Here is a 12112-nt window from a genome sequence, read left to right on the forward strand (position 1 = left end):
CCCCGGTTCAGGCCTGCACCAGCGGTCGCGGGTCGTTGAGGTACTGCTCGCGGATGGCGCGCGCCGACCAGTAGGTCAGGGCCACCGCCGCGCCGGTGGGGTTGTAGCCGATGCCCTGGGCGAATACGCCCGAGCCGACCGCAAAGACGTTGTGCACATCCCAGCTCTGCAGGTAACGGTTGACCACGCTGGTGGACGGGTCCGTGCCCATGGCCACGCCGCCGGCCCAGTGCGTGGTCTGGTAGCTGCGCAGGTCGGGCGCGGCGCCGAAGTCCTTGACGGTGACCTTGATTTCCCTGGCCTTCAGTTCATGCGCGATCTTCACGGCCTGGTCGGTGACATAGCGGCTCATGCGGATATCGTTGTCCTTCCAGTCGAAGGTGAAACGCAGCAGCGGCTGGCCGAAGGCGTCCTTGTAGTTGGGATCGAGATCGACATAGACATCGCGATAGACCATGTTGGCCCCATGCACATCGAAGGACATGGTGTTGAGATAGCTGTCCTTGACGGCCTGCTTCCAGGTGCGCCCCCACTTGGGCGTGCCGCTCGGCACCGCAATGCCGGAGATCGGCTTGGCCCCAGCTGGATTGCACCAGATCGGCGAGCCGCCCACGAAGCCCAGCGGGCCGTGGTCCATATGGTCCCCATTGAAATCATCGACGGCCACGCCATTGCCGCCTGCGCCGATGAAGCCATTGATATTCTTGCCCGGCTCGAAGAAGGCGTTGATGGTGGACATCATCTGGAAGGCGATATTGCGCCCGACCGCGCCGGTATTGCTGACCGGGTCATAGGGCTTGCCGATGCCGGAGAGCAGGAACAGCCGCGCATTGTTGTAGGCAAAGGTGCTGGCGATGACAATGCTGGCCGGCTGGAATACGGTGTCGCCGTTGACGTCCACATAGGTCACGCCAGTGGCCTTCTTGCGGCTGCTGTCCAGTTCGATGCGCAGCACATTGCAACTGCTGCGCAGCTCGAACAGATTGCTCTGCCGCAGCGCCGGCATGATGTTCACGTTCGGCGAAGCCTTGGAATAGTTGTAGCAGGCATAGCCGGAGCAGAAGCCGCAGAAGGTGCAGGGTCCCATCTGGCAGCCGTACTGGTTCACGTAGGGCGCGGCGGCGTTGGCCGAGGGCAGGGTGAACGGATGGAAGCCCGCCTGCTGCGCCGCCTTGCGGAACAGCGCCGCCTGGTATTGCTCCTTCTGCGCCGGCAGCGGGAAGTTGTCGGAGCGATTGGCCTCGAAGGGGTTGCCGCTCTCATCGACCACCTTGCCGCCGACCCGATAGGCGGTGCCGGAGGTGCCCATCATCTTTTCGGCGAAATCGAAGTAGGGTTCCAGCTCTTCGTAGCTCACGCCCCAGTCCTGCAGCGTCATGTCCTTGGGGATGAAATTCTTGCCGTAGCGTTCTTCGTAATGACTGCGCATGCGCAGTTCCTCGGGCAGGATGCGCCAATGGCAGCCCGACCAGTGCAGCCCCGCGCCGCCCACGCCTTCGCCGGGTTTGAACATGGCGATCTGGCGATAGGGGATGGCGCTGTCGGCGGTCTTGCGGCGGAAGGTGAAGGAGGACTTGTTGAGGTTCTGGAACAGCTTGAAGCGCTGCTGGTATTCCAGCTCATTGATGGTCTTGGGATAGGCGCCGTCCGGATAGGTATCGCGATAGTCGCCGCGTTCCAGCGCCACCACGCGCTGGCCTGCCTCGGTCATTTCCTTGGCCATGATGGCGCCGGTCCAGCCGAAGCCGACGATGACGACATCGACGGGCTTCATGTTCTTGTTGGCCATGGGCTTGGTCTTTCTCGGTTGGGCAGTGCAGGGGGGCGGTTCAGGTCAGCCGCGCGAGATTGGCGGCAGCGGATAGGGTTTGCCGTACTGCTCGACCCAGTCGTAGTAGTCGGCCCGCGCGCCGGGGAAGCCGATCATCTTCCACGACCCCATGCCCCTGTTGCCGCCGTCGGTGGGATCGCAGAAATAGCCTTCGTGGACGTTCTGCAGCAGCAGGTTGAACAGCGCCGAGGGCGGAATGGTGGCCATCTTCAGGCTGCCCTGCTCGCCCTTTTCGAACTCGGCCATCATCTTTTCGCGCTGCTGGGTATTGAGTTCAACATAGCCATGTCCGTACTGCTGGCGGATGGCCGCATCGAATTCGGCCAGGCCCTTCTTGTACAGCTCGCGTGGCGGATAGGGCAGCTGGTAGCCGAATTCAGGGGGCGCCTCTGGCGTGAAGGGACCTTGCATGTACCACAGCTGACCCTGCCCATAGGGCGTGTTCATCTGGGCGTCGATGAATTCCGGCACGCCCGCCTGCAGTGCACCGGGACCGGTGTCGTCCGCCGGAATGAGAGTGTCGGCCAGGGCGCTGAGCAGGGCGAATTCGTCGCGGTTGAAGAAGCTGGGCTGGTAAGGCTTGTCGCTCGACGGCCCTTCGGCATTGGCCGTCAGGCTGCCGGCCGTCACGGCCAGCGCGGCAACCGGTGCGGCGGTGAGCGCGCCGCGCAGGAAACGGCGGCGATTGGGGGAGATGCTTATTTTTTTCATGGCGCGTTTCCTTGGAGGAAATCCGGAGCGTGAGCAAGGACTTGCCCTGCTCACGGCTGAGCCATGATGCGCCGTCAGACCGCCAAGGGGGATCAGCGATCCGGTGCTTTTGTTGTGGGAAATGTCTGACGCAAGCTCACCCTCAGGCAATGACCGGCAGCTGGAAGCTCAGCACCGAACGCTCCAGTTCACCGGCCTTGTCCTTCAGAAAGAGGGACGCCGCCGTCGCCTCTTCGACCAGGGCCGCATTCTTTTGCGTCAGATCGTCGAGCTGGATCAGCGCCTGGTTCACCTCGCCGATGCCGGTGCTCTGTTCCTGGTTGGCCGAAGAGATGTCGCCCATCACGCTGTTGACGCGGGCAATGCTCTGCACCACCTGCTGCATGGCCGCACCGGCCTCGCGCGAGAGCTTGCTGGCCGCTGCGCTGCTGTCCACCGAGGCCAGGATCAGTTGCTTGATCTCGCGCGAGGCGGCGGCCGAGCGCTGCGCCAGCGTACGCACTTCGGTGGCCACCACGGCAAAGCCGCGCCCTTGTTCGCCAGCGCGCGCGGCTTCCACGGCCGCATTCAGGGCCAGGATGTTGGTCTGGAAAGCCAGGCCTTCGATGACCGAAATGATGTCCACGATCTTGCCCGAGCTGGTATCGATCTCTTGCATCTGCGCGATCACGCGCTCCACCACCTCGCGCCCGCTATGGGTTGTCGTCGAGGCTTCGTCAGCCAGGCGGCAGGCCAGCGCCGACTGCTCGGCGGTGTAGCGCACCTTGCTGCTCAATTCGCCCATCGACGCCGTGGTCTGCTGCAGCGAACTGGCCTGGATCTCGGTGCGCTCGGAGAGATCGTGGTGCCCCTGCGCGATCTGCTGGCTGGCCGAGGCCACCGCATGGGCATTGTGATTGACCAGCCCGACCACGTCGATGAGCTTGTCGCGCATCTCGCGCATGGCCGCCATCATGCTGGCCTGGTCACGGCCCGAGACCGGCACGCTCACCACCAGGTTGCCCCCGGCGATCTCGCGCGCCACTTGCAGTGCATCATGCGGCTCGCCTCCCAGGCTCTTGCGCATGCTGGCGATGAGCGCATAACCCGCCCCGCCCGCGAACGCCAGGCAGGCCAGGAAGCATGCGCCCATCAGCCAACGCGCGCGCTGGCTGTCGCGTTGGCTTTGCCGTTGCAGCTGCTGGTTGCGTTCGGTCTGGACATCGATCAGCGCCTGGATCGCCGCCTGCAACTGCGCCAGCGCCGGATTGAGCTGCGTGGCCAGCCACTGGCCAGCCTCGTCGCGCTGCCCCGCCATGCTCAGTTGCACGAAGCGTCCGAAGGCCGGTTCGGCCTTCTGGTCGTTGACGGCAAAGACGGTCTGGATCAGTTGCCGGATCTGCGCGTCGCCGGCCAGCGCCAGCAAGGCCTTGCGCTGGGCGATGAAGCGTTCATGGGCCGCGCCGCCGCGCTGCATGGCGGCCTGGGCGGCGCTCTTGTCGCTGATGATGATGACGCTCTGGAAGGATTCCACACCGATATGCACTTGCCGCGAGAGATCCTGCGCCAGGGCCAGTTTGAGGTTGCCGTCATTGACCACGGCGTCGAGCTTACCGGTCACCAGTTGCAGTTGCCACAGGCCGATCAGGCCCGACAGGATGCACAGCAGCGCCAGCGTACCAAAGGTCAGGGCAATGCGCAGCGCCAGGGGCAGCGGTCGCGAGGTGAGAGGTGCGGTCTCCATGAGCGGTCTCCAGCAAGTGGGTTTCCCGGCGCAGCCGGGAGGAAGCAGCCCGCCAACGGCCTGCCTGGCCCATGGGCAAGCAGCAGGCCGGCGGGCGTGCCGGGTCAGAACGGCAGGATGGCCTTCACGTAGAACTGCTTGCCCTCGGGACGGTTGCGGATGTCGTATTCCTGCTGGAACTTGGCGGTGACCACCAGGCCACGGCCGTTGTCGTACTTCAGGTTGGGGCCGATGGCCAGCGCCTGCGACTTGCCGGCGGCGGCATTGGGGCCGTTGTCATTGGTCACCTGCTGGTAGACATAGCCGCCCACGCCGGCCACCAGGCCATTGCCGAAGCCCCAGCCCAGCGCATAGTCGGCGTGGATGGCCTGGCCCGAACGGGTTTGCGTGGCGCCGTTGCGGCCATTGAAGTCATACATCAGCTTGAGGTCGGCATTGACGCCCTCGCGCTGGAGGTAGCTCAGGGCCAGCAGCGGCTGGTAGACCCAGATGTTCTTGCCCAGGCTGGACGGATTGTCGACGCTGTACTGGCCGCTAGGCATGGTGATGTCGAAGCCGACGGCATAGTGCAGCGCCGGCGAGGCGTGATAGGCCAGGGCCGGGCCGACGGTGATGTCGCCCAGGCCACGGCTGTGGAAGGTGCGACCGCCCGCGCGTACATCCACATCCAGGAGCGGCGCCAGCGCGTGGAAGGCCAACTGGCCGCCCAGGATGCTTTGCTGCGTGACCCACACTACGCGCGGCGCCAGCACGCCCACCTGCACGCGGAAGTCCGGCGGGCCGATGTCCTGGCCATTGTTGCCGCGGACGTGATCGTATTGCGCATAGCCGGTATAGACCATCCCATAGACCCCCGGTGGCGGCAGTGCGCCCGAGCCGAAGTTTTCCAGCCCGTCCGGATAGGACGGCAGGCCGTTGCTATCGATGGCGTGAGCCGGCAGGCAGGCCAGGGCCAGTCCAAGGCTGCAGCCCAGTCCCAGGGCGCGTGCCAGCAGTGTGCGTGGTGCGTTCTTCATGGTTTCCCTCTGTGGTTGAAATGGTGGTGGCAGGTCAGGTGCGGACGACGCGCTCGCTTCAGCCCTTGCCGCGGCCCCGAGCGGGGCGCCGCGGCCTGGCGTGCAGATGAATTGAGGCGGATCAATGATCGCGGCAGCGTGGACAAACCGATGATCCAGATCCGGTCATCGCTATCCCTTCTGTGCAGGAACTTGCGCCGACGGTGAACGCCGGCTTGCCGCGTGGCAAAGCACGCGGGCTGCATCCCGCTGATTTTCAAATTGCGGCAAATGGTGGATAACCCGTGCGCGCTGCGGATAGGGACTTACGGCTTGCTGCGTCCATCATGCATTGCAGGGGCAGCGGCGAAGCGACGAAGTGAAGAAGTGATGCCATCAGGCGCTTCGCCCTGCATCACCACAACAGACAACTGAGAACAGAGGATGAGCGCAATGAAAGATCTCGAAGGCAAAGTGGCTGTCGTCACCGGCGGCGCCACCCTGATCGGTGCAGGCGTGGTCCAGCGTCTGCGCAGCTACGGCGTCAAGGTGGCGCTGTTTGACATCGACGCCGATGGCGGCCAGCGCGTGGCTGGCGAGGACCGCAGCGCCTGTCGCTTCTGGCGTGTGGACATCACCGATGACGCCCAGGTGGCCAAGGCGATGGAAGAGGTGGCGGCGCATTTCGGCCGGCTCGATTTCCTGGTCAACCTGGCCGCGTCCTATCTCGATGACGGCGCCGCCTCCTCGCGCCAGGACTGGCTCAAGACCCTGGATGTGAACCTGGTCAGCGCCGTCATGGCCGCCCATGCGGCGCGTCCCTACATGGTCAAGGCTGGCGGCGGGGCCATCGTCAACTTCACCAGCATCTCTTCCAAGGTGGCGCAGACCGGACGCTGGCTCTATCCGGTTTCCAAGGCGGCGCTGGTGCAGGTCACGCGCAACATGGCCATGGACTTCGCCGGCGACGCCATTCGCGTCAATTCGGTCTCGCCCGGCTGGACCTGGTCGCGCGTGATGGATGAACTGACCGGCGGCGACCGCGCCAAGACCGACCGCGTGGCAGCCGATTTCCATTTGCTCAAGCGCGTGGGCAATCCGGAAGAAGTGGCCGATGTGGTGGCCTTCCTGCTCTCCGGCCATGCCTCCTTCGTCACCGGCGCCGACTATGCGGTGGATGGCGGCTATTCGGCCATGGGGCCGGAGCAGGCCGTGCCGGCCATTGCGCGCCTGGCGCAATGACGCGATCAATGATTTATACGATTTTAAAAATTTAAAGCATTTAAACGATTTGCAACGATCGATCTGATTCGATCGACATCGAGAGGAGAATTATCATGCGTAGCATCGCGATCGTAGGTGGTGGTCAGGCCGGTCTTCCGCTGGCTTTCGGTCTGCTGGACCAGGGTTATCAGGTCACCGTAGTGACCAATCGCACGCCAGACGACCTGCGCGGCGGCAAGGTCATGTCCAGTCAGTGCATGTTCGATCCGTCGTTGCAGATCGAGCGCGACCTGGGCATCAATGACTGGGAGGGACAATGTCCCCCGGTGCAGGGCATCAGCTTTGCCGTGCCGCATCCGGAAGTGGCCGGCGCCAAGGTCATCGACTGGCGCGCCCGCCTGGATCGCCCGGCCCAGGCGGTGGACCAGCGCCTGAAGATGTCGTCCTGGCTGGAGCAGGTAGAGTCGCGCGGCGGCAAGGTGCTGATCCAGGACGCCGGCGTGGCCGAACTGGAAACCCTGGCCGAGCAGCACGACCTGGTCATCCTGGCCGCCGGCAAGGGGGAAGTGGTCAAGCTCTTCGAGCGCGACGCCGCCCGTTCTCCCTTCGACAAGCCGCAACGCGCGCTGGCGCTGACCTACGTGCATGGCCTGACACCCCAGCCGGACTATTCCAGCGTGGCCTTCAATCTCATTCCCGGGGTGGGCGAGTATTTCGTCTTCCCGGCGCTGACGCTCTCCGGTCCCTGCGACATCATGGTCTTCGAAGGCATCCCCGGTGGTCCGCTGGATTGCTGGCGCGAGGTGCGTACGCCGCAGGAACACCTGGCGACCTCCAAGGACTTCCTGCGCAAGTACCTGCCGTGGGAGGCCGAGCGTGCAGAGCGGGCCGAGCTGACCGACGACAAGGGCATCCTGGCAGGGTCGTTTGCGCCCACCGTACGCAAGCCGGTGCTGACCTTGCCTTCCGGCCGCCTGGTCTTCGGCCTGGGCGACGCCGTCGCCACCAATGACCCCATCACCGGACAGGGCGCCAACAACGCCACCAAGGCCGCTAAGGTCTACCTGGACGCCATCCTCGCCCATGGCGACCAGCCCTACACCCGCGACTGGATGGAGCAGACCTTCGAACAATTCTGGGATTACGCCAAGTGGGTCGTGCAATGGACCAACTCGCTGCTGACCCCGCCGCCGCCGCACATCCTGGGTCTGCTGGGCGCGGCCGGACAGATGCCTTCGCTGGCCAAGGAAATTGCCGAAGGTTTCAACCACCCGCCGCGCTACTTCCCCTGGTGGGCCGACGCCAAGGCCTGCGAGGCACTGGTCGCCGGCCACCAGGCCAAGACCGTGGCTGTTGCTGCATAAGGAGCCATCATGTCCACCACCGCCGACCTGGCCTATGCCGATACTGCTGCAGATACCGCAGCGCAAGCAGCACCGGCCCCCTGGGGCCAGACCGACCTGGCGCCCCGTACCCTGCGCAACCTGATGGGCGCCTACCCGACGAGCGTGGCCATCGTGACCATGCGCACCGCTGACGGACGCGATGTCGGGCTGACCATCAATTCCTTCGCCTCGCTGTCGCTGGACCCGCCGCTGGTGCTGTGGAGCCTGGTGAACCATTCGCCCAACCTGGAGGCCTTCCGCGACTGTTCGCACTTCGCCATCAATGTGCTGGCCGATGGCCACGAGGAACTGGCGCGCCGCTTCGCCACCCCGGCCATTGCCGACAAGTTCGAGGGCGTGGCCGTGGCGCACGCGCCCGAAGGCTTGCCCGTCATCGGCGACGCCTTGACCGTGCTGGTGTGCCAGCATGACCATTGCCGTACCGTGGGCGACCATCTGCTCATGGTCGGGCGCGTGGTACGCACCCACCACCAGCCGGCCGCGCCGCTGGTCTTCCATGCCGGGCGCTTCACGGCGCTGCAGGCCTCGTCCTGAAAGATCCACCGATCCACCGATTCCACAAGGAGCCCTCCATGGCATCCCCCACTGCCTCCACTGCGCTGTTGCCCGCCCTGGCTGCCGGTCTGGCCGATGGCCGCCTGCGTGTGGTCGATCTGACGCAGACGCTGTCGCCTTCCTTCCCCGCGCTGCAACTGCCGCCGCAGTTCGGCCAGGTGCAGGGTTTCCGGATAGAACGCATCTCGCACTACGATCAAGCCGGTCCAGCCTGGTACTGGAACAACTTCTCCTGCGGCGAACATACCGGCACGCACTTCGACGCCCCGGTCCACTGGATCAGCGGACGCGACCATCCCGGCAACAGCGTGGACACCATCGCACCCGGCAACTTCATTGCGCCGGCCGTGGTGATCGACGCCAGCGCCGAAGTGGCGGCCAATGAAGACTGGCTGCTCGATGTGCCTTTCCTGGCGCAATGGGAAGCCTGCCACGGCGCCATCCCCGCCGGCGCCTGGGTGCTGTTGCGCACCGACTGGTCGCTGCGGGCCGATGATGCTGACGCGTTCCTGAACCTGCGCGAGGACGGCGCCCATACACCCGGTCCCACGCAGGCGGCGGTGGAATGGCTGATCCACCAGCGCAAGGTCCATGGCTTCGGGGTGGAAACCATCAATACCGATGCCGGCCAGTCCTACGCCTGGCCTGTTCCCTATCCCTGCCATACCCTGATGCACGGGGCCAATCGTTATGGCCTGCAATGCCTGCGCAACCTCGACCAGCTGCCGCCGCAGGGCGCCATCATCTTCTCGGCGCCGCTCAAGATCGAGGGCGGTTCCGGAAGTCCCTTGCGCGTGCTGGCGCTGGTGGAGTAAGGCAAATGGCCTTCTCCGCACATTCCTTTTCCGGTGCAGACGCCGCTGATGTCATCTTCGTGGGCAGCGGCATCAATTCGCTCGTCGGCGCGGCGCTGCTGGCGCGGCGCGGCAAGCGCGTGCTGGTGCTGGAGCGCAATGACCGCGCCGGCGGCTGCATCCGTACCGAAGAGCTGTTTCCGGGTTATACCCATGAGGTATTGTCGTCCTGGTATCCGCTGTTCATGGGCAGCCCCGCGTATGCGGAACTGGCCGATGACCTCAAGGCCGCCGGACTGGAATTGCTGCAACCGGCCTACACCACCGGACTGGTCACGCCCGATGGTCAAGGCCTGGCGCTGCGCCAGGACCTGGCCGACGCCGCCGCCCGCATCGACGCGCTCGCACCAGGCGATGGCGCGGCCTTGCTGGCGATGGCGCAGCGTCTGTTCGGCCAGGATGCGGCGCTGACCTTCGGTCTGCTGGGCAGCGATCCCTACGGCTGGAAGTTGCTGCGCCTGCTCTTTTCCGAATGGCGCGCGCGCGGCCTGGATGGCCTGCTGGGCTTCGGCGCGGACGCCATGGAGAGCTTCCGCCGCTGGGCCCAGCGCACCCTCACATCCGATCTGGCCCGCGCCCTGATCGCGCCGTGGGTCTTGCATTCCGGCCTCGGTCCGGACGATGCCACCTCGGCCCTGATCGGCAAGCTCACCTTCGCGGCGGTGGTCAGTGGCGGCATGCCGGTGGTCAAGGGCGGTGGCAGCCAGCTGGTGGCGGCGCTGTCCCGTCTCATTGCACTGCATGGCGGCGAGGTCCGCACCCATGCCGACGTGGCGCGCATCCTCACCCACGGCGAAGGCCGCAAGCAGCGCGCCACCGGGGTGGCGCTGGCCGATGGCACGCAGTTGCAGGCGGCCCAGGCCGTGGTCTGCAACGTCACGCCGCCGCAACTCTATGGCCGCTTGCTGGCGCAGGCGCCGCAGCAGGTGCAGCAGCGTGCGCAGGGCTATCAGTTCGGCCGCGGCGGCATGCAGATCCACTTTGCGCTGGATGCGCCGCCGGCCTGGACCACGCCGGAGCTGTTGCAGGTGCCGTTGGTCCACCTTGCCGAGAGCATGGAGCAGGTCTGCGCCAACGTCACCGAGGCCAACAATGGCTACTTGCCCGCGCGCCCCACGCTGGCCATCGGCCAGCCCACGACGGCCGATCCATCACGCGCGCCTGCGGGCGGCTGGATCCTGTGGATACAGATGCAGGAGTTGCCCACCCGCCTCAAGGGCGATGCCGCCGGCGAGATTGCCGTGCCGGCCGATGGACGCTGGAACACGGCGGTGCGCGAGGCCTTTGCCGATCGCGTACAGGCGCGGCTGGAGCGGGTCATGCCGGGATTGGGCAAGCAGGTGGTGGGCCGCCGGGCCTATTCGCCGGCGGATCTGGAGGCGCTGAACTGCAACCTGGTGGGCGGCGATCCGTATTCGGGCGTCTGTTCACCTGACCAGTTCTTCTGGTTGCGCCCCTTCGCCGGCAGCCAGGGCGCACGCGGACAGCAGACCACGGTGGCCAATGTCTTCCACATCGGCGCCAGCACCCACCCCGGACCGGGACTGGGCGCCGGCTCCGGCTACATGGTGGCGCAGCGGCTGGCGCGGCGCTGATGCATCTTTCTCTTCTCTGGTCTGGAGGGTCTTGGACGCCGGTTGATCCCGGCGTTTTTTTTCGCAACCGGAGGGTGGATCAGCGCGCCCGCAAGGTCTTGCTGGGCGATTCGCCGTAGCGCTGCTTGTACTCGTTGCTGAAGCGCCCCATGTGGGCGAAGCCCCAGCGCAGCGCCACGCCGGCCACGTGATTGCTGTCGCCGCTCATGAGTTCGGTGCGGGCGCGCTCCATGCGCAGGTCGCGCAGGTATTGCATGGGACTCACGCCGAGGAAATCCTTGAAACCGGCGTAGAGGCTGCGCACGCTCACCCCGGCGGCCTGGGCGAGTTGTTCGGCCGTGACCGGCTCATGCGCGTGGGCTTCGAGGAAATCCTGGGCGCGCCGCACATGGCGCGGCAGGATGGTGCTGCGGCGCGCCGGGGCGTCCTCGCAATGGTTGTGGCGATGCGAGGTGACCAGGATGGAGGCCGCCAGTTGCTCGATCTGCGAGACCACGATCTTGTGCATGGCCAGGTCGGGATGCTGCAGCGTGCAATCGATCAGGTAGGCCAGCATGCATTGCCAGGGCGCACAGTCGCGCCAGCGAAAGCCCAGCTCGAAACGCAGCGGCTCGTTGAGCGGATGGCCTAGATAACCAACCAGCGTGCGTTCCACCAGGGAACGCGACAGCCGCAGCATCAGCTGGTCGGTGCCGGCCATCCAGGTCATGCGGGTGGCTTCCTGCGGGCTCAGCACCGAAGCCAGCTCCGCCGAGGAATCGATGCGCTGCGCACCGCTTTCGATACTGGCCGATCCATAAAGAGGCATCTGCACCAGAAAGAAGCTCTCCAGCGCCCCTGGTTCGATCTGCACCGCCGAGCCATAGCGCAGGCGGCTCACCGACAGGTCGCCCAGCGAGGTGTAGTGCATCCGCGCATCGAGCCGCTCGCCGTGTCCGGCCAGGTCCAGCCGGTGCGGCTTCATCACGCGGCCCACCATGGAGCGCACTTCGTCCAGGTCGGAAGAGGCGAACAGGAGTTTGTTGGAGCCGTTGAGCAGGCGTTCGATCGACGCCGGCATGGGCATGCGCCCGGTGGATGGATCGGAGTGGAGTACGTTCATCATGGCTGCTACCTCTGCGGGCTAGTCCGGCGGTGGTGTCTCTTGTCATCTCATCATCTGGACGGCAACAAGAGGGCGGAATGACTTCCTTTGCCTAACAAGTTCCGTGCCAAGAT

The 12112-nt window shown here is 65.5% G+C and carries 10 protein-coding genes; 5 read left to right on the forward strand and 5 right to left on the reverse strand.

Annotated elements, in window-relative coordinates; genetic code table 11:
- Positions 1-7 precede the first annotated feature (7 nt).
- From BGK68_RS07170 to BGK68_RS07185, 4 genes are all read right to left on the reverse strand, one after another.
- On the reverse strand, positions 8-1789 hold the full coding sequence (locus BGK68_RS07170; protein ID WP_075256513.1) for a GMC family oxidoreductase: 1782 nt from the start codon (positions 1787-1789) through the stop codon (positions 8-10).
- A 45-nt stretch (positions 1790-1834) separates the two neighbouring features.
- Positions 1835-2542 carry a gluconate 2-dehydrogenase subunit 3 family protein gene (locus BGK68_RS07175; RefSeq protein ID WP_075256514.1) on the reverse strand — a complete coding sequence of 236 codons (708 nt, stop codon included), beginning with the start codon at positions 2540-2542 and terminating at the stop codon, positions 1835-1837.
- A 142-nt stretch (positions 2543-2684) separates the two neighbouring features.
- Complete coding sequence (locus BGK68_RS07180; protein ID WP_075256515.1) at positions 2685-4265, reverse strand: methyl-accepting chemotaxis protein; 1581 nt, start codon at positions 4263-4265, stop codon at positions 2685-2687.
- Positions 4266-4369: 104 nt separating this feature from the next.
- The gene (locus BGK68_RS07185) at positions 4370-5281 is read right to left on the reverse strand and encodes a SphA family protein (RefSeq protein WP_075256516.1); all 912 of its coding nucleotides are present in this window, start codon (positions 5279-5281) and stop codon (positions 4370-4372) included.
- Positions 5282-5713: 432 nt separating this feature from the next.
- Between BGK68_RS07185 and BGK68_RS07190 the strand changes: the two genes are divergently transcribed.
- From BGK68_RS07190 to BGK68_RS07210, 5 genes are all read left to right on the forward strand, one after another.
- Positions 5714-6502, forward strand: coding sequence for an SDR family oxidoreductase (locus BGK68_RS07190; RefSeq protein ID WP_075256517.1), 789 nt, complete (start codon positions 5714-5716; stop codon positions 6500-6502).
- Positions 6503-6597: 95 nt separating this feature from the next.
- Complete coding sequence (locus BGK68_RS07195) at positions 6598-7848, forward strand: styrene monooxygenase/indole monooxygenase family protein (RefSeq protein WP_075256518.1); 1251 nt, start codon at positions 6598-6600, stop codon at positions 7846-7848.
- 9 nt (positions 7849-7857) lie between these two features.
- The gene (locus BGK68_RS07200) at positions 7858-8424 is read left to right on the forward strand and encodes a flavin reductase family protein (protein ID WP_083657743.1); all 567 of its coding nucleotides are present in this window, start codon (positions 7858-7860) and stop codon (positions 8422-8424) included.
- Between the two features lie 38 nt (positions 8425-8462).
- On the forward strand, positions 8463-9260 hold the full coding sequence (locus BGK68_RS07205) for a cyclase family protein (RefSeq protein ID WP_075256519.1): 798 nt from the start codon (positions 8463-8465) through the stop codon (positions 9258-9260).
- 5 nt (positions 9261-9265) lie between these two features.
- A complete protein-coding gene (locus BGK68_RS07210; RefSeq protein ID WP_075256520.1) occupies positions 9266-10894 on the forward strand; it encodes a phytoene desaturase family protein in 1629 nt (542 codons plus the stop codon).
- A gap of 79 nt (positions 10895-10973) precedes the next feature.
- On the opposite strand, the gene BGK68_RS07215 is transcribed toward BGK68_RS07210, so the two are convergent.
- On the reverse strand, positions 10974-11999 hold the full coding sequence (locus BGK68_RS07215; protein WP_083657744.1) for an AraC family transcriptional regulator: 1026 nt from the start codon (positions 11997-11999) through the stop codon (positions 10974-10976).
- Between the last annotated feature and the right edge of the window lie 113 nt (positions 12000-12112).

The organism is Herbaspirillum camelliae (genome assembly GCF_001929405.1).
GTDB classification, from domain to species: Bacteria; Pseudomonadota; Gammaproteobacteria; order Burkholderiales; family Burkholderiaceae_D; genus Herbaspirillum; species Herbaspirillum seropedicae.

Coding starts and splice junctions, on each gene's coding strand:
- BGK68_RS07190 (WP_075256517.1), top strand. CDS start 5,714: ATGAAAGATCTCGAAGGCAAAGTGGCTGTCGTCACCGGCGGCGCCACC.
- BGK68_RS07215 (WP_083657744.1), bottom strand. CDS start 11,999: ATGATGAACGTACTCCACTCCGATCCATCCACCGGGCGCATGCCCATG.
- BGK68_RS07185 (WP_075256516.1), bottom strand. CDS start 5,281: ATGAAGAACGCACCACGCACACTGCTGGCACGCGCCCTGGGACTGGGC.
- BGK68_RS07200 (WP_083657743.1), top strand. CDS start 7,858: ATGTCCACCACCGCCGACCTGGCCTATGCCGATACTGCTGCAGATACC.
- BGK68_RS07195 (WP_075256518.1), top strand. CDS start 6,598: ATGCGTAGCATCGCGATCGTAGGTGGTGGTCAGGCCGGTCTTCCGCTG.
- BGK68_RS07205 (WP_075256519.1), top strand. CDS start 8,463: ATGGCATCCCCCACTGCCTCCACTGCGCTGTTGCCCGCCCTGGCTGCC.
- BGK68_RS07180 (WP_075256515.1), bottom strand. CDS start 4,265: ATGGAGACCGCACCTCTCACCTCGCGACCGCTGCCCCTGGCGCTGCGC.
- BGK68_RS07175 (WP_075256514.1), bottom strand. CDS start 2,542: ATGAAAAAAATAAGCATCTCCCCCAATCGCCGCCGTTTCCTGCGCGGC.
- BGK68_RS07210 (WP_075256520.1), top strand. CDS start 9,266: ATGGCCTTCTCCGCACATTCCTTTTCCGGTGCAGACGCCGCTGATGTC.
- BGK68_RS07170 (WP_075256513.1), bottom strand. CDS start 1,789: ATGGCCAACAAGAACATGAAGCCCGTCGATGTCGTCATCGTCGGCTTC.